Raw genomic sequence first — 17,235 nt, 5'->3', positions numbered from 1 at the left:
AAAGAAGGACTTGGCTCGCCCCAAGTCCTTTTCTGCTGATTACTTTTTATTTATCATCTTGCTGATTGTATTAAAATCCAGCTGTTTGCCATCGGCTACGATGGATTGTACAATTTTATCCTCAGTTTCTTTTGGAACCGGTTTGTTGGCAATTTGGGAAACCCTGCGGATTACGCTGCGGACTGTTTTTTCATCCTTGAAATTTGCATTCTGCAAAGAATTCGCCAGATCCAGAATATCCTTCATGTTAACGCCTGTTTTCTTCTCGATATTTTTAAAGAATCCATTATCCATGCTGAATTCAAGCCTCCTTCTTAAACTACTTTATATAGTATGAAGGAGGGCAGAAAAGGTGTAATGAATAAGAAGAAAAGCCTTAAAAGTTGCCTGCAGCTCCTTTCAGGGCGTTAAAATCAGCTTTCCGCTCGTTTTTCTTCCCTGCATCTGTTCATGGACAAATGAAGCTTCTCCCAGCGGATAAATCCCGCCGACCGTCAGCTTCAGCTTTCCTTCTGCCAGGTAGCCAAGAAGTTCCTTCATGCTTGCATGAAGAAGTTCCGGCATTTTCATGATCTGCGGAAGAAAGAATCCGATTACCGACTGGTTTCTGGCCATGAGGGAGGATGGGTACATTCTGTATTGTTCTCCGCTTGCCACTCCGTAGACGACCACTCTCCCAAATGGCGCCAGACACTTCATGGTACCCGCAAATATCTCTCCACCTGCCATTTCGAGGGCGAGATCAGCCCCTTTTCCGCCTGTCGCTTCCATAACTTTTTCTTCCCAGCCGGCTTCTGTATAATCCACCAGAACATCAGCCCCCAAATCCCGGGCCAGGCCGAGTTTTTGCGCAGAGCTGGCTGTCGCAATGATCTTTCCAGCCCCGAATATTTTGGCAAGCTGGACAGCCAATGTTCCTACGCCTCCAGCGGCCGCATGAACAAGAACTGTTTCGCCTGCCTGAAGCCTCCCCATTGTTTTTAAAATATGATAGGCGCTCAGCCCTTGCAGGGGCAGTGCTGCTGCCTCATGGAAATCAAGCTCTTCCGGAATGGGAATAAGCCCCCTGCCGTCTGCAAGAGCAAATTCCGAATATCCTCCGGATTCGATCAATGCCACTACCCTCGTCCCCGGCACTATTTCCGCCTTTTCACCAGCTGCCTTGACCACTCCTGCCACTTCCGCACCAGGAACAAAGGGGAGCGGGGTTTTTACTACATACTGCCCTTCCCTTCTTGCTGTATCGGCATAGTTCACGCCAATCGAGTGGATTTGAATCAATACCTCATGCCCCCTTGGTTCCGGGACGTCCAATTCAACGAGCTTCAGGACACCAGGTCCTCCATATTCCTTTAACTGGATTGCCTTCATCTAAATCTCCCTCACTTTCCCTGAAACCGCGGCTTCCGTTTTTCTTTGAATGCGGCAATTCCCTCTGAATGATCTTCTGTTCCGGCCATCATCGTCTGGATTAGGCGTTCTTGTTCCAATATCTCCTCAAGTGTAGCGGCATGTGCGCGGTCAATCAGCTTCTTCATCATCCCATATGCTTTGACAGGTCCTGATGCAAGTTTTTCCGCCACTATCACCGCTTCATTTTCCAGTTCAGCACCGGGGACAATCCTGCTGACGATTCCCAGCTGCAGCAGCCTGTCAGCGGGTATGGCTTCAGCAGTAAAGAAAAACTCCTTAGCGAGATGGGGCCCGACCAGCCGCGGCAGGAAAAATGATCCCCCTCCATCTGAAATAAGTCCTACTTGTGAAAAACTCATCGCAAAGCGGCTGTCTTCTGCCGCGATGATCAAATCACAGGCAAGGGCCAAATTGAACCCCGCACCTGCGGCAAATCCATGGACAGCGGCAATGACAGGCTTACTGGAAGATTTAATGCTTAAAATGCACTCATTGAGCTTTCCGATATGTTCATAGATCTCTGCAGGTCCCGCCTGCCCCATTGTCTTTACATCTCCGCCTGCAGAGAAAGACCTGCCTGCGCCGGATAAGACGATTGCCTTAATTTCCTCATCCTCATCTGCCTGGCGGAATGCTTTTGTCAGGCCGGTAATCATTTCACTGCTGAAAGCATTCAGGCTGTCAGGCCTGTTCAGAGTTAAAAGCAAGACATTAGCTTTTTTTTCAGACAGCAGATGTTCATTATCCATTTTCTTTCCCCCAATCAGTTATTAAGAATGGAAACAGGGAAGCCGCATTCAGCGTGCACTTCCGGCCAGCCTACACGCAGGGCTCCCCAGGCTTTTTCTAAAGCTTTTAGCATACATAGCGGTTTGCGTCATAGATTCTTTCAGCAATTCTCCGGTTTCGGCTGAAGCCTCCGCCTTCCAGCTGAATTCTTCTGAACCTGGTTTCAACAGCAGAGGCCAGTTTTTTTTCATCTTCCCGTGCTGCCAGCTCGTATGAAAGGGTCCGGAAGGCTTTTTCACATTCCCACAGCGCCTCTTCCAAATAAGATCTGGCGAGGTCAATTTTTGGAGCAGCCGCTTCTTCGCCGGATTCATTGATGCTTTTATATGTCCTGTAGACTGCCGACTCGGCTGCATACAAAGATATCGCCATATCAGAAAGCCTCATCAGCGTTTCCTGCTCCTCCGAAATCCGCTGGCCGTGATGCTTCAGGGCCAGGCCAGCTGCAAGCAGAAACGCATTTCTCATCAGGGAGACATCCTCCCGCTCCATTGCCATGGCTCCATGAAGAGATGCAGGGTTCAGGATGGCTGATGCCGCATCTTCGGTCATCTCCCTGAAATCCACTTCTCCCTTTGCTGCTTTCTTAAACAAGCCCGCCGGGATGAGAAGCCGGTTGATTTCATTAGTCCCTTCAAAAATCCGGTTGATCCGGGAGTCTCTGTATATCTGTTCGATTCCATATTCTTTTATAAACCCGGCTCCCCCATAAAGCTGCAATGTTTCGTCTGCTGCATAATCAAGGGTTTCTGAGCCAAATACTTTGCAGACAGCACACTCTGACGCATACTCGCTCATTCTCTTCCCTGCAAGGCGGGAATCAGAGCTGTCCCATACATCGCAAAGCGCATCCTCGAGCAGGCCTGCTGTCCTGTATTGCATCGATTCTGAGGCATAAATCCTCGCTGCCATTTTTCCCACTTTTTCTTGTGTGGCATGAAAATCAGCAATCTTCCTGCCAAACTGCTTCCGCTCCTGTGTATATTGAACTGCTTTCTTCAAGCTGTATTTGGCTGCGCCCATACAGGCCGACCCGAGATTGAACCGGCCCAGATTGAGGACATTAAGGGCGATTACATGCCCTTTCCCCTGCTCCCCGAGCATATTTTCAGCCGGCACCTCGCAATCTTCTAAAATGACAGACCGGGTTGATGAGCCTTTGATGCCCATTTTATTTTCTTCCGGCCCCAGAACCAGGCCTGGAAAATCCTTTTCTAAGATAAAGGCGGTAAAATCCTTTCCATCAACCTTGGCATAAACAATGAAGGTATCTGAAAATGCGGCGTTAGTGATATAAAGCTTTGTTCCGTTTAAAATATAATGCGTCCCGTCTTCATTGAGGCGCGCCACGGTCTGCGAGGAAAGAGCGTCAGATCCTGCATTCGGCTCTGTCAGGCAATAGGCGCCGATATACTCTCCGGACGCCATCTTAGGCAGATATTTATTTTTTTGCTCTTCTGTTCCAAAATATGTGATCGGCAGGGTGGCAATACAAGTATGATTGGAATGGGCTACACCATAGCCGCTGGAGGCGCCGATATTTTCGCCCACGATCCCTTTGGTTATTTTATCCAGTCCAAGCCCGCCGTACTGCTCAGGGATGCTGTGTGCCAGCAAGCCGAGATCACCGGCTTTCTTCAACAGTCCCTTCACCAGCCCGAAATCCTGGCTTTCGATTTCTTCTTTTAAAGGGGCCACTTCCTGCTCAATGAACTGCCTCGCTGAAGTGCCGATCATTTTGTGTTCGTCAGTAAACTCTTCAGGTGTAAACAATTGGCCTTCATCAATCTCCGTTAACAGAAACCCGGAGCCCATAACCTTTGTTTTTGCCATGCTGCTCACTCCTCTTTTTTTAAAATGGCTGTGTTAAACATTGTTGTTCAGGCTCATTTCAGCACATCTTAAATAAGCCCAAATCAATATGGAACACTAACAAAGCCTAAAAATGTAAGCCTTCCTATTTGAACACCTTTGCCGCAGAGATGTGTCCATTCTCATAGACTGGGACTATATGAACGCTGTCTAAACTGGACGCAAAAGAAAGTTCCTCACTTAGCCCATGGCGGGCCAGCAGGCACCCTACATAGGAACTGCCTAACACTTGCTCAGCATCGTCCCGCTTCGACTGAAAAAAGAGCATGGCAGCCCTCGCTGCGTCTGTCAGCTGATAAGGCTTCTTTCCTGCATTTTGAAGGCAGTCAATTAAATGGCCGGCTCCATAGAAATCCTCAAGGCTGAATTCCCCTGAGTTTCCGGCACAGATGATGATAATGGTTGGATCTCCGCCATCTTCGCTGATTGCTTCGGCCACAGCGAAATTATTTAACAGGGACGAAGCATATACCTTTTTTGCTGCCTGTGCCTTTGCAAGGGCAACCGTCCCGTTCGTAGTCGCCAGGACAAGCGTCTTTCCGCTTACCTGCCCTCTGAGAAACTTCGGGCTTGGATAAACAAAGCCAGTGACAGGACGCGCGTTGACTTCCCCGGCAAGGAGCAGCCCGCCGGATTCACCCGGGTCAATGCAGGTTCGCGCTTCTTCACAGCTTATAGCCGGAATGACTTTGGACGCTCCATCCTTTAAAGCGGAAGTGATGCTTGTAGTCGCAAGAAGGATATCCAGCACAACAGCGGTTTTATTGCCTTCTCCCAATTTCTGTTCATCTATTTCTTCCTTTTTCAGCAGCAGATGAATCTTGCCCATATGAGCCTCCCGGTGAAGTTCTGACCTGCATTGCTGTTATGCTTTTTCATAGGCAATACTTGAGCTCTGCTGGATAAGGCTTCTGACAAAGCTATCAAATTGTGAAAATCTCTTATCGGCTGTCTGCCCTTTTTTATAGCGGTAGTAGATTTGCTGGCAAATGACAGCAAGCTTAAAGTAAGCGAATGTCAGATAAAAGTTCATGCCGGTTATATCCCTCCCGCTCCGCTTTGCATACGCTTCCATAAATTCCTTCCGTGAATAAAAGCCCCTCAAGGCCGTTACAGGCGGCTTGCCAAGCCCATATTTCAGCATGTCCGAATCATCTTCCTGGATCCAATAGCTCATGGCAGCCCCAAGGTCGGCAAGCGGGTCCCCCACCGTTGACATTTCCCAGTCGAATAGCCCAGTCATCGTTTCCAGTTTATAATCGAACATGCTGTTGTTCAGCTTATAATCATAATGAATGATGCTATGGCCGCTCTCGGCAGGGATGTTTGCGGACAGCCACTTGATGAGCGCAGCCGCCTCTTTGATTTCATCAGTCTTTGCTTTCTCATACCGGCTGATCCATCCGTGGACCTGTCTTTCCATGAACCCTTCCGGACGGCTGATTTTTTCAAGGCCGGTATCCCGGTAAGGAAGAGAATGCAGCTCGGACAGGTTGTCGACCATGGCTTGTGATAAGTGCCGGCAAACCTCCCCAGAAGGAGTGATATGCTCTGGAAATTCTGTATCCAATACAATCCCATTCTTTCTTTCCATCAGGAAAAATGGGCTTCCGATGATGGTTTCATCCCCCGTATAGATAAATGGCTTAGGGGCGGGAGGGAACATGCTGTTCAATTCCTTCAGAACGATGAATTCACGTTCCATATCGTGGGCTTTGGCAGCCACCGGGCCGAGTGGAGGGCGCCTCAGGACTGCCTCCCAATCCCCCGATTTCAGCTGGTAGGTTAAATTGGAATGCCCGGCTGAAAACTGGCGGACTTCAACAGGCCCGCCCGGGTATGAATCCACTTTGTTTTCCAGGAATATGGCAAGGCTGTCCAAATCCAGCTCTTCCCCTTTTCTTACGATTATTGTGTCTTTGCCGGCAGGCATGTACAGCGCCTCCTTTATTTAAATTTTCAAATTATTTGAATCACAAAGATATCCTTCTAGCCCCTTCCTTAGCTGATCCGGCAAGGAGATGCTCTTCTGCACTTCAAAATCAAAATAAACGATGACAGCATTCCCTTTGGCTATAGTTTCCTTTGTTTGTGCACAAAGGATTTCATGTTCCAGCTGAAAGCTCTTATTCCCTATTTTTGAAACATATGTTGTTATGGCCAGTTTCTGATTGAAATAGCCCTGATTCAGGAAATCACATTTCGTGGAAGCAAGGATAAAGCTCCATTCTTTGGTATCCATGGTATAGCCGAGCGATTCGAAAAATTCGATCCGGGCTTCCTCCAAATAAATGAAGTAGCTTGTATTATTCACATGGCCAAGGGCATCTGTTTCACAAAACCGGACTTTTACCTGCGTTTCCTGCATGCGGCATCCTCCCTTAGCGGTGCTTGAATTCCGCTTTTCTTTTTTCAATGAAGGCCTTTACACCTTCTTGTATATCCTCCGTGCGGAAAACCTCTTCAAACAGGCGGGCTTCAAGCTTAACGCCGTCTTCTAAAGTTCTGTCAAGACCTTCATCCACCGCCTGCTTGATTCTGGAAAGGGCCTGAAGCGAATGGCCTGCTATCTTGGCTGCAAGCTCCCTTGCGGTTTTCATGCCTTCCCCGGAAGCAGCAACTTTATTGACGAGGCCGGCCCTTGCTGCCTCTTCTGCCGTGATAGGCTCTCCTGTGTACATCAGTTCCTTGGCCTTTGCTTCACCAACCAGCCGTGGCAGCCTCTGTGTGCCGCCGCCGCCGGGAAACAGGCCGAGCTTTATTTCCGGGAGGCCGATTTGGGCATGCGCTTCCGCTATCCTGATATCACACGCAAGGGCAAGCTCGCATCCGCCCCCGAATGTAAGGCCGTTCAGTACAGCGATAGTAGGCTTTGGAAACCGGTCTATGCTGTTCAGCACTTCATGAGTCGCCATTACCTCTTCGATCATACGGGGATTGCTCATCATCTCAGGAAATTCCTTAATATCCGCTCCTGCAACAAAGGCCTTGTTCCCTGCCCCCGTTATAAGGACAGCAACTGCTTCGTCATTGGTTCTGAGCGATTCAAATGCTTCCCCCAGCTCCTGGAAAACTTTCTTGCCCAGCACATTGAGCGGGGGATTATTGATTGTCAAAACCGCAATCTTTTCTTCTATATGAATATCCACATAATTTCCCATCAGCGCACCGCTCCCTCTTTGTTATACTCGTACCAGCCTTTTCCTGTCTTTCTGCCCAAGTTGCCTTCTTTCACTTTTTCTGCTATACAGGCGGCAGGCTTATCTAGGGGATCCCCGGTTTCAGCGTAACGCTGCTCCATCACATAATAGCCGACATCAATACCTGATAAGTCCATCAGTTCAAAGGGGCCGATTGGATGGTTAAGCGCCTTTCTGCAAATGATGTCTATATCCTTGTAGTCTGCAATGCCCTGTTCATATAATTGGACCGCTTCCCGCTGCAGCGCTCCAAGAATACGGTTGGCCACAAACCCGGAAATCTCTTTTTTCAGGAGGACAGCTGTCCGGTTGATCGCCTTGCAGACTTCCATCGCAGTCTCGGCTGTTTCTTCAGAAGTCCGGCTGCTCATCACCACTTCTACACAGTCCATGACAAGAGGCGGGAAGAAGAAATGCATATTGACTGTCTTTTCGGGCCTGTCTGCCGCATCGGCCAGCAGGCTGTTGACAATGGTCGAGCTGTTCGTCGCAAATATGGCATGGGTGGGCGCACATTCTTCAAGTTTTGAAAACACTTCCCTTTTGGCCTCCAGCTTTTCCACAACCGCCTCAATGACAAAATCGGCAGACTTGACAGCTTCCCCAAAATCAGATGTGCAGCGGAGCCTGCTGAATGCGGCTTCTATTTGTTCTGGCGGGAGTTTACCTTTTGCTGCCCATTTATTCATAATTCCGCGAAGTTTTTCCTGTGCCTGCTCTAATGCTTCTTCCTTCATGTCATGCAGGGTGGTCTCAAAACCTCCCAATGCGCACAGCATAGCAATTTGGTGGCCCATTTGCCCTGCGCCAACCACAGTAATATTTCTGACTGTCAAAGCCATCAGCATTTCCTCCTTTAGTATCACTATTAAACTGCCAGGTATTGCATCCCGTTTTCCAGGAGAAAGGCAGACTTCACTTAATGATTCCATTCAGAATCATATCTGTGAAAATATGCGCCACTTCATGGTCCGGGACGCTTCCTTTCGGATTGAACCATTGGTAGCTCCAGTTTGCGGCGCCGAGAATGCCGAATGTAATGATGGGAGCGTTAAGGTCCTCCCTGAACTCCCCGGTCCTGATGCCTTCTGCTATCAGTGCTTCAATATTGGTCCTGAACCGGTCCCGCTTCGGAATGATCTGACCAAGTCTCTCTTCACTCAAATTTCTGATTTCCCTGAAGAACACTTTGGCGCTTGCCCCCTGGTTTTCGATGCTGCCGATCAGCATGGCGACTACATCATACAATTTCCCTTTACAGTCTGTGGCGCTGTTCCCGAGGATAATTTCCTGCTGTGAAAGAAGGTCATCTATATAACGGAGATGTATATCCATCAGCAGTTCTTCTTTGCTTGAAAAATAATAATAAAAGGTTCCTTTGGTCACTCCAATTGAATCGACTATATCCTGGATTGATGTCTCGCTGAATCCTTTTTTGTCAAATAAGCGGATGCTTTGTTCTGTTATTTTTTCCTTCATAATGATGTCCTCTCAATCTTTGAATATCGCCAAGGATTATACCATGAAATGGATTTTCCTTTCTATGGAATGCCTATAGGAATGCCTAATGTCCGATGCCCCGGCGGGTGCTAGCCCTGATCCTAGCGCCTGCCTGTTCCGCCTTCCTCGCGCAGAGCTCTCCGGAGGATTTTTCCTACACTTGTTTTCGGGAGCGCGTCCCGGAATTCGACCATGCCCGGCACCTTATAGGCGGCCATATTGGCGCGGCAGAATTCAATGATTTCCTTCTCGTCGGCCAGCTTGCCCGATTTAAGCACGATGACCGCTTTGACGTTTTCTCCCCTGTAAGCGTCGGGAACTCCGATCACCACTGCTTCCTGGACAGAAGGGTGCTCATAGAGCACTTCTTCAATATCGCGGGGATAGATGTTATAGCCGCTCGCGATGATCATATCTTTTTTCCGGTCGACAATATAGAGATAGCCTTCTTCATCCACCCTCGCAATATCCCCTGTATAGAGCCATCCGTCGCGGAGGGCATGCGCGGTCTCCTCAGGCATATTCCAATAGCCCTTCATAACCTGCGGCCCCTTTATGATTACTTCGCCTAGCTCACCGGCAGGGACTTCTTCGCTTCCTGATGCCAAATCCACTATCTTATAGTCGGTTGAAGGAAACCCGATGCCGACGCTCCCTGCTTTACGGCCAGCAAATACCGGATTGCAATGGGTGGTAGGAGAAGCTTCAGAAAGCCCGTAGCCCTCCAGTATGACAGCGCCTGTCTTTCTTTCAAACTCCTTCAGCACCTCGACCGGCATAGGGGCGCTTCCGCTGTTGCAGACCTCGATGCTGTCAATCCCGTATTCCTCTGCCCGGGGATGGTTTGTAATAGCTCCGTACATCGTCGGAACACCTGGGAAGACTGTAGGCTGCTCGTTTTTAATCGTTTCCAGCACCTCTTCCAGCTCAAATCTGGGCAGCATGATGGATTCCGAAGCCGTATAGATTGAGAGATTCATGCAGGAAGTCATGCCAAACACATGGAACAGCGGGATGACAGTCAGATAGCGTTCTTCACCGATATCAATAGTCTGCTTGAAGAACTCGTAAGACTGCACCACATTGGCGATAATATTCCTGTGGGTCAGCATGGCCCCTTTGGACCGGCCTGTCGTTCCCCCTGTATATTGAAGGACGGCTGTATCATGCTCCGGCTCCATCATCACCGGTGCAAAATTTCCTTTGCCCCGCTGCAGGAAGCTTTCAAAGGTGCTGTCTTCGCCATAATCCACGGCGGACGGCTGGAGGCTTACTGCTATGATTTCTTTAAGGGGCGTGCTGCTGCGGACACTGCTGGCTTTTGGATAAAAAGCATCAAGGACAATCATCCTTTCTGCACCAGAATCATTTAAAATATATTCAATTTCTCTTTCCACACTCATCGGGTTCACTTGGGTGACGATCCCTCCGGCGGCAAGGATGCCGTAGTAGGAGATAACATATTGCGGGCAATTCGGGAGCATGACTGCAACCCGCCCGCCTTTCTCAAGCCCGCTCTCCTGCAGGGATGCAGCGAATAGCCTGACGTGCTGCCCTAGTTCCTTGTAGGTAATCTTCTTTCCATAAAAAGACAATGCGATATGCTCCGGATATTGTTCTGCCGTATCATCCAGCATTTTCGGCAGAGTAATATCAGGGATTTCCACTTCTTTTGCAGCTGAATACGGATAATGGGCAAGCCAGTTCTTTGTGCTCATCTTTATACCTCCTGTATTAAAAGCATAGTTTAATAGCGGAATACCAAAAGAAAATGAAAAGGCTTACAATATTGTCGGCAGCCGGAGAATCAGACACATCCTTCTGCTACATTGCGTGGGTGCCCCCATCTACAACCAGGACATTGCCTGTGACATAGCTGGATGCCTCCGATGCCAGGAACAGGGCCGCCCCCTTCAAATCCTGGTCAGTGCCGAAGCGCTTAAGTGGTGTAGCATCAAGGATAGGATCTTTTCCGTGTTCAATGATGGCCTGTGACATTTTTGTAGGGAAAAAGCCGGGAGCGATGCTGTTGACATTGATATTGTATTTGCCCCATTTCACCGCCAGATCCTTTGTCATCGTAATGACTGCCCCTTTGCTCGTATTATAGCCGAGCGTATCCATGACGCGCGGATCTGTCCCTCCGAGGCCTGCAACTGAGGCAATATTGATGATTTTTCCGCTCTTCTGCTTTATCATCACTTTCCCTGCCGCCTGGCTCATCAGAAAAGTTCCGGTCACATTGACATCGATTACCTTCTTCCATGCTTCAAGAGGCATTTCTGCGGCAGGCGCCCCCCAGGTTGCACCGGAATTATTGACCAGTATATCGATTGAGCCAAACTCCTCCATTGTTCTGTCCACTGTCTGCTGCACCTCTTCGGGGCTGGATATATCGCACTGCAGGGCCAGCGCCCTGACTCCGAGGCTTTCAATGCGGGCCGCAGTTTCCCTGCAGGCTTCAAGCTTTCGTGAACAGATGACGATATTGGCACCAGCTTCTGCTAGCCCTTCTGCAATCTGGGCGCCGAGCCCCCTCCCGCCGCCGGTGACAATCGCTGTTTTTCCTTTCAGTTCAAAAAGTTCCATCACATTCATGTTCTAAAACCCCCAGTTAATTATTGATGCTTCCTCATTTCCAATTTTGCGACCTGAGCCCTGTGGACTTCATCGGGACCGTCTGCCAGCCTCAATGTCCTGGCATTGGCCCATTGTGCAGCCAGCGGGTAATCATCGGAAACGCCCGCTCCTCCCATAGCCTGGATGCTTCTGTCCAAAACCCGGAGTGCCATCGAGGGAGCTGTGACCTTTATCATCGCAATTTCTGCTTTTGCCTCTTTGTTCCCGACTGTATCCATCATATAAGCAGCTTTAAGCGTCAGCAGCCTGGCCTGTTCAATCTCGATCCGGGAGTCTGCAATCCATTCGCCAATCACCCCTTGCCTTGCCAGCGGCTTTCCGAATGCAGTCCTCGTCTGTACACGCCTGCACATGATTTCAAGCGCCCGCTCAGCCGCCCCGATCAGCCTCATGCAATGATGGATCCTTCCCGGGCCGAGCCTGCCCTGGGCGATGGCAAATCCTTTCCCTTCCCCCCAGATGATATTTTCTTTTGGCACCCTGACGTTTTTGTATGTAATCTCTGCGTGCCCGTGCGGGGCATGGTCATAGCCGAATACAGGGAGCATGCGTTCAATCGAAACGCCCGGGGAGTCCAGCGGCACAAGGATCATGGACTGCTGCTGGTGGCGCTCGGCAGCTTTGTCGGTTTTCCCCATCACGATTGCCACCCTGCACCTTGGATCCCCAGCACCCGAAGACCACCACTTCCTGCCGTTTATAACATAATCTTCCCCATCCCGCTCGATGCTTGCCTCGATGTTGGTCGCATCAGAGGAGGCAGTCCCAGGTTCGGTCATTGAAAAGCATGATCTTATTTCACCTGCCAAGAGGGGGTACAGCCATTTGGCTTTTTGTTCATCGGTCCCGTATCTGACCAGGACCTCCATATTCCCTGTGTCAGGGGCGCTGCAGTTAAACACCTCCGGGCCAATCAGGGATCTGCCCATGATTTCGCATAGCGGGGCATATTCCAGATTTGACAGGCCTGCCCCAAAGTCACTTTCCGGAAGAAATAAATTCCACAGCCCCTCCGCCTTCGCCTTCGCCTTCAATTCTTCCATAATTGGCGGTACCCGGCTCCAGCGCGAATCCTGCTCATTGAGCTGCTGTTCATACACATGTTCAGCAGGATATACATGCCTTTCCATGAATTCTGTAAGCTTTTCCTGCAGTTCCCTGACTTTGTCAGAATAAGAAAAATCCATCTTGAGTGCTCCTCCCATAACTTACTAACCGGTCGGTATGTAAAATAGTATACTCTTTTTTGGGAATTATTCAACTATTGTTCTAAAGATTCTGTCTTTTACCCGGAATAGCTCACAAATGAACGCAAACTAAGAACGCCGCGTCCTGTGGAAGCGTCATCACGACCAGCTTCCGGTGGGCTTAAACAGTCCTCAGCAAAAAGTGTTCTATAGCTTTTGCAGGAAAGGTATGTGACCTCGAGGGGGCAGGCGCAGCTGCTGGACGATACTTTCTTAAACGAAAAAAAGAACTGCCCAGCGGCAGCCCTTCTTCTTCGTTTTAGTTATAGAAGCTAGCTCCAACAACAATCAACAAAATGAACAGTACAACGATTAATACGAAAGTTGAACCGCCTCCGTAATAGCCGCCGCCACCGCCGCCGCCGTAGCCGCATCCGCCATATCCGTAGCCCATCAAAGTCACCTCACTTTGTCTTTACTCACTTATAACATATGAGAAATGAGCGAAGTTGTGTGGGCAAGCTCCCATTATTGCAGTTAATTTTCTTTTGGGATTTTCAAAAAAGGCTGGATCTGTTTGCGGAACGTTTCCATTTCTGAAGAAAACTGTCTATATGCTTCAGAAAACTGGGGGGCGTCTGCAGAAAATCGTTCAAATTGTTCCTGCCACTTCGTGATGTAAGCCAGTATATTTACTGCAGCCATATCCTGTCCGCTAATGACATTTCCCTCCGGCCCATGGAATTCCTGCCGAAGGCGTTCAAGATCTTCATAGACGACAGGCTGCTTTTCTTTCTTCAGAAGAACACTGATCTGCCCATTTGTTTCAAGCTGGGCAAACTCGACATCTTCAGGCCTGAAAATACTCTTCAGCCTCAGCTGCTCCTGAAGCTCATCCATCGTATACTTTTCCTTTTTCACCTTTTCCTTCAGCAGACTGCCATTTTTAATGAATTCAGTAGCTTTTCCTTCCACAGCTCCCCGGAATTTAGGAAAATGGAGGGACAAAAGCGATACAATCAGCGGGGTAGCGGACCAAATAAGGAGCGCCGGGAGGCTGGATGCCAGGCTGAGCCTTGGATCCATCGAGATGCTGCCTGCGATATCGCCGATGGTTATCCCGACAATATACTCATAAAATGATAAAGAAGAGAGCTGTTTCTTTCCGAGCACTTTTGTAATAAAAAATAGAGCGATGATGATCAAAACCGATCTGATAATTGCAGCTCCATAATCCGGCACCCTGCCAGCCTCCTCCTATTAACCTTAAATGGCAGCTCCACGGCACCTTTCTTTCCGATTTCCCCTTGCGGATCCGGGCTTATCCTTTGGGCTTGAACAGCAAAGCGCCGATAAAGCCGAATACAATAGCAGCAGATATACCAGAGCTTGTCACTTCGAACATCCCCGTCAGCACCCCAACAAGGCCGTGCTGCTCCGCCTCCTGGAGGGCTCCATGGACCAGGGAGTTCCCAAAGCTTGTAATCGGGATGGTGGCACCTGCGCCGGCAAAGTCAGCAAAAGGCTCATAAATGCCCAGGCCATCCATTACCGCCCCAATGACGACAAATAAGCTTAAAGTATGGCCTGGAGTCAGCTTGCCTACGTCCAGCAAAAGCTGTCCGATCACGCAAATGATCCCTCCTACTACAAATGCCCAAAAAAACATTGCAAGCATGCACAATTCTCCTTTCTATACGCCCGTTTCTCCATCACTGGATCATTTCAATCGCTACTGCATGGGCAATGCAGGGGATGCTTTCTTTTTGCTGAAAAGTCAGCGGGGAAAGAAGTGCACCAGTTGCCACTACAAGAATCCTTTTCAATTCTCCCTGCTTCATCCTGTTTAATAGATGCCCGTATAGTACGGAAGCTGAACACCCGGCCCCGCTTCCCCCTGACTGTACTGGCTGACTGTCTTTGTAGATTAAAAGGCCGCAGTCTGCAAATTTACTTTCATCAATTTCAAGCCCATCATTTTGCAGAAGCTCAAGGAGTGTTTCCCTCCCGATTTTTCCAAGGTCCCCAGTGACAATCAGGTCATAATAGGAAGGTTCTATCTCCATATCCCTGAAGTGGGCAGAAATCGTGTCAGCGGCAGCGGGAGCCATGGCCCCTCCCATATTAAAGGGATCTGCCAGTCCCATATCGATGACTTTTCCGATCGTAGCAGAAACGGCAGCCGGCAGATCCTTCTGCCCTGTATTTTCACCCACAAGCGCCGCCCCACCGCCGGTCACGGTCCATTGGGCAGTAGGCGGCTTCTGGCCTCCATATTCAGTTGGATACCGGAACTGCTTTTCTACGGCAGAGTTATGGCTTGAAGCTCCGGTAATGATTTTCTTTGCCCCTCCGTAATTAATAATGAAAGCAGACAGTGCCAAGCCCTCCATTGAAGTTGAACATGCTCCGAAAACGCCGAAATACGGGAGCTGGATAGTCCTTGCTGCAAGGCTGCTGGGAGTAATCTGGTTAATCAGGTCTCCGGCAATAAAAAACTGTACATCATCTTTCTGTACAGAACCTTTTTGCATAGCTGTCTTGGCTGCCTCCTCCATGAGGACCCTGTGCGCTTTTTCATATGACTCCTCCCCCATCCACAGGTCTTCGTGTAGGATATCGAAGTCCTCAGCCAAATTGCCTTTTGCTTCAAAGGGACCCCCTGACACGCCTGTCGAGAGAATGACAGGGCGGTTCTGAAAAACCCATGACTGTTTACCTTTCAGCATTTACACCACCCCCCACATAATTAATAGTGTTTTGACAAGAGCCACGACAAAAGCGGAAAAAACTCCAAATAAGATAACAGACCCGGCCAGCTTGAACATATTTCCTCCGACCCCCAGCACGAACCCTTCTGTCCGGTGCTCTATGGCGGCAGAGATGACTGCATTCCCAAAGCCTGTAACCGGCACAGCCGACCCAGCTCCGGCATATTGGCCGATGTGGTCATAAACCCCGAATCCTGTCAGCAGCATGGATATGAAGATCATGGTGGCGACTGTAGGATTCCCTGCTGTCTGTTCTGTAAAGTCAAAGAAATAAATATAAAAATAAGTGATGGCCTGGCCAATCAGACAGATTACGCCGCCTACCCAAAACGCCTTCAGGCAGTTTTTTAGTACAGGGCGCTTTGTTTCATGCTTTTGCTCAAGCTTTTCGTATTTTTTCTGCTCAGGTGTTTTGCTGGATTTTGCCACTTGCTTCGCCCCTTTCTATGTGAGCTCTTTTTTCATATTGATTATTTTCTCAAGCTTTTCCTTGGCTTTTTTACGTGTGAAATCCGGATCCTCCAGCTGTTCCTTTAACTCAACAGCTTCAAGAAAAATCTTATAGTCGCTGGAAACGATGAAATCTTCTTTGGGAAACTTTTCCTCCAGGAGCTTATTGATCCTCTTTTCAATTTTTTTCATGCGAAAACGCTGAAGATGCTTTACCTTATAGGCTACAAGGACCTCCTTCTCACCAGCAACGACCGCAACATCGTACACCTCTTTTATCGCTTCAATTTCTTTTTCCACTTTAGGGGCTAAATTCTTTCTCCCCTCTTGATCATCAAGAAGCAAAGGCTGCGGATTAGTCGTTTTTATCAATGCCAGGCGGCTTTCAGCTGTTTTCTGTTCGCTGCTGCAGCCGCTCACATAAAGGATGGCCGCTATGATGATCATTGACTTTCTAAACATCTGTTTACTGTTCATAAGCTATCCTTCCTATGTAAATAAATTTATTCGCTCTTATATTTTCTTCGCGGCACAGGCAATTTATGAATAAAATATTCTTGTAAAAATTGGAAAAAGCAAGAGCGTAAGCGCCTTGATCACCCTTAAGAATCGCAACTAATAACGCCACGTCCTGTGGCAACGTCTGCATGACCCCCTTCTTTGGGGCCTCAAGAAGAACCTCCCGGAAAGGCGTTCTTTGCCCATCTTGGGAGGTTTGGCTTGTGACGTAGCGGGGGCAGGAGAAAAAGCTGGACGCTGATCAAGAATTGATAATTATCCATAAGACTGACAATTTGTGGATTCATAAAAAATAAAAAAGCCGCAGTTTGCGGCTTTTGAATGGGCATCTTTTGCCTTCTTGTTCAGCTGTTCCCTTTCTTTTTACCGCAATTGCAGCCCTTTTTCTTTTTTTTCCTTTTTGCAGGACGAGGCGCTGTCCCGTGCACCGATTTATCAGCATTTAACATAAGGATGCCCTCCATTATTCTAATTTGAATCACAGAGTATTTTATGCACGAAAACCAAACCCTGTGCCGGCATAGTGCCATTGTCCAGGAATGTCAGATAAGCCGCTGTATGACAGATTCAATTAAAGCAGCAGCACCGGCGATGGCCAGGACGAAAATGACAGGGACAGCCGCCATTGGGAAATAAAGATAACTCAGATAAAGCAACGCTGCGGCCCATACACCTGTGCACCAATAACAGCTGATAAGCTCGCCGATAAAACCTCTGATGAAACCCGGCCTCGTCACATAATAAATTTCCCCTTTTTCCTCGGCCTCTTCCAAAAAAATCTGCCTGAAGAATTCAGTGATCGAATCAAATACAATAAGCCTTGTCAGCCGGAAAGCGGCAAATGCCAGCACAGTGAATTCCCATAATGATATGAACATCATGTATCCCCTCTTC

20 protein-coding genes are annotated in these 17,235 nt (G+C 48.7%); all 20 read right to left on the bottom strand.

Going from position 1 to position 17,235, the window contains the following annotated elements; translation table 11 throughout:
- Positions 1 to 39: 39 nt before the first annotated feature.
- The 20 genes from spoVIF to AC4E8B_RS07920 all read right to left on the bottom strand — a co-directional run bounded on the left by spoVIF (position 40) and on the right by AC4E8B_RS07920 (position 17,219).
- Positions 40 to 294: a sporulation-specific transcription regulator SpoVIF gene (gene spoVIF, locus AC4E8B_RS08015; protein ID WP_490218049.1), complete on the bottom strand. Its 255-nt coding sequence runs from the start codon at positions 292 to 294 to the stop codon at positions 40 to 42.
- A 105-nt stretch (positions 295 to 399) separates the two neighbouring features.
- Positions 400 to 1,371, bottom strand: a complete 972-nt coding sequence (locus tag AC4E8B_RS08010) for a quinone oxidoreductase family protein (protein ID WP_490218048.1) — start codon at positions 1,369 to 1,371, stop codon at positions 400 to 402.
- Positions 1,372 to 1,382: 11 nt separating this feature from the next.
- Complete coding sequence (locus AC4E8B_RS08005) at positions 1,383 to 2,162, bottom strand: enoyl-CoA hydratase/isomerase family protein (RefSeq protein ID WP_490218047.1); 780 nt, start codon at positions 2,160 to 2,162, stop codon at positions 1,383 to 1,385.
- 106 nt (positions 2,163 to 2,268) lie between these two features.
- On the bottom strand, positions 2,269 to 4,035 hold the full coding sequence (locus tag AC4E8B_RS08000) for an acyl-CoA dehydrogenase FadE (protein ID WP_490218046.1): 1,767 nt from the start codon (positions 4,033 to 4,035) through the stop codon (positions 2,269 to 2,271).
- Positions 4,036 to 4,159: 124 nt separating this feature from the next.
- A complete protein-coding gene (locus AC4E8B_RS07995; protein WP_490218045.1) occupies positions 4,160 to 4,903 on the bottom strand; it encodes a 2-phosphosulfolactate phosphatase in 744 nt (247 codons plus the stop codon).
- 36 nt (positions 4,904 to 4,939) lie between these two features.
- Entirely contained in the window at positions 4,940 to 6,007 is a 1,068-nt protein-coding gene (locus AC4E8B_RS07990; RefSeq protein WP_490218044.1) for a phosphotransferase family protein, read from the bottom strand.
- An 18-nt stretch (positions 6,008 to 6,025) separates the two neighbouring features.
- On the bottom strand, positions 6,026 to 6,442 hold the full coding sequence (locus AC4E8B_RS07985; RefSeq protein WP_490218043.1) for an acyl-CoA thioesterase: 417 nt from the start codon (positions 6,440 to 6,442) through the stop codon (positions 6,026 to 6,028).
- Between the two features lie 13 nt (positions 6,443 to 6,455).
- Positions 6,456 to 7,235, bottom strand: coding sequence for an enoyl-CoA hydratase (locus AC4E8B_RS07980; protein WP_490218042.1), 780 nt, complete (start codon positions 7,233 to 7,235; stop codon positions 6,456 to 6,458).
- Positions 7,235 to 8,122 carry a 3-hydroxyacyl-CoA dehydrogenase family protein gene (locus AC4E8B_RS07975; protein ID WP_490218041.1) on the bottom strand — a complete coding sequence of 296 codons (888 nt, stop codon included), beginning with the start codon at positions 8,120 to 8,122 and terminating at the stop codon, positions 7,235 to 7,237. The genes AC4E8B_RS07980 and AC4E8B_RS07975 overlap by 1 nt, the downstream gene beginning before the upstream one ends.
- Before the next feature lie 67 nt (positions 8,123 to 8,189).
- Positions 8,190 to 8,753 (bottom strand): TetR/AcrR family transcriptional regulator, encoded by a 564-nt coding sequence (locus tag AC4E8B_RS07970; RefSeq protein ID WP_490218040.1) that lies wholly within the window; start codon positions 8,751 to 8,753, stop codon positions 8,190 to 8,192.
- Positions 8,754 to 8,875: 122 nt separating this feature from the next.
- Positions 8,876 to 10,492 (bottom strand): long-chain-fatty-acid--CoA ligase, encoded by a 1,617-nt coding sequence (locus AC4E8B_RS07965; protein ID WP_490218039.1) that lies wholly within the window; start codon positions 10,490 to 10,492, stop codon positions 8,876 to 8,878.
- A gap of 106 nt (positions 10,493 to 10,598) precedes the next feature.
- The gene (locus AC4E8B_RS07960; RefSeq protein ID WP_490218038.1) at positions 10,599 to 11,372 is read right to left on the bottom strand and encodes an SDR family oxidoreductase; all 774 of its coding nucleotides are present in this window, start codon (positions 11,370 to 11,372) and stop codon (positions 10,599 to 10,601) included.
- A 20-nt stretch (positions 11,373 to 11,392) separates the two neighbouring features.
- Positions 11,393 to 12,601 carry an acyl-CoA dehydrogenase family protein gene (locus tag AC4E8B_RS07955; protein WP_490218037.1) on the bottom strand — a complete coding sequence of 403 codons (1,209 nt, stop codon included), beginning with the start codon at positions 12,599 to 12,601 and terminating at the stop codon, positions 11,393 to 11,395.
- Positions 12,602 to 12,920: 319 nt separating this feature from the next.
- A complete protein-coding gene (locus tag AC4E8B_RS07950; protein ID WP_490218036.1) occupies positions 12,921 to 13,055 on the bottom strand; it encodes a YjcZ family sporulation protein in 135 nt (44 codons plus the stop codon).
- 83 nt (positions 13,056 to 13,138) lie between these two features.
- Positions 13,139 to 13,843 carry a DUF421 domain-containing protein gene (locus AC4E8B_RS07945; protein WP_490218035.1) on the bottom strand — a complete coding sequence of 235 codons (705 nt, stop codon included), beginning with the start codon at positions 13,841 to 13,843 and terminating at the stop codon, positions 13,139 to 13,141.
- A 79-nt stretch (positions 13,844 to 13,922) separates the two neighbouring features.
- On the bottom strand, positions 13,923 to 14,279 hold the full coding sequence (gene spoVAE, locus AC4E8B_RS07940; protein WP_490218034.1) for a stage V sporulation protein AE: 357 nt from the start codon (positions 14,277 to 14,279) through the stop codon (positions 13,923 to 13,925).
- Positions 14,280 to 14,313: 34 nt separating this feature from the next.
- Positions 14,314 to 15,330, bottom strand: a complete 1,017-nt coding sequence (gene spoVAD / locus AC4E8B_RS07935; protein ID WP_490218033.1) for a stage V sporulation protein AD — start codon at positions 15,328 to 15,330, stop codon at positions 14,314 to 14,316.
- Positions 15,331 to 15,801 (bottom strand): stage V sporulation protein AC, encoded by a 471-nt coding sequence (gene spoVAC, locus AC4E8B_RS07930; RefSeq protein ID WP_490218032.1) that lies wholly within the window; start codon positions 15,799 to 15,801, stop codon positions 15,331 to 15,333.
- A 15-nt stretch (positions 15,802 to 15,816) separates the two neighbouring features.
- Positions 15,817 to 16,284, bottom strand: a complete 468-nt coding sequence (locus tag AC4E8B_RS07925; RefSeq protein WP_490218031.1) for a YhcN/YlaJ family sporulation lipoprotein — start codon at positions 16,282 to 16,284, stop codon at positions 15,817 to 15,819.
- A gap of 599 nt (positions 16,285 to 16,883) precedes the next feature.
- Entirely contained in the window at positions 16,884 to 17,219 is a 336-nt protein-coding gene (locus AC4E8B_RS07920) for a DUF1360 domain-containing protein (protein WP_490219570.1), read from the bottom strand.
- Positions 17,220 to 17,235 lie beyond the last annotated feature (16 nt).

This window comes from Bacillus sp. SRL543 (genome assembly GCF_984799205.1).
Note: the sequence above shows the minus strand (reverse complement) of the source record. Positions and strands in the feature narration are given on the sequence as shown.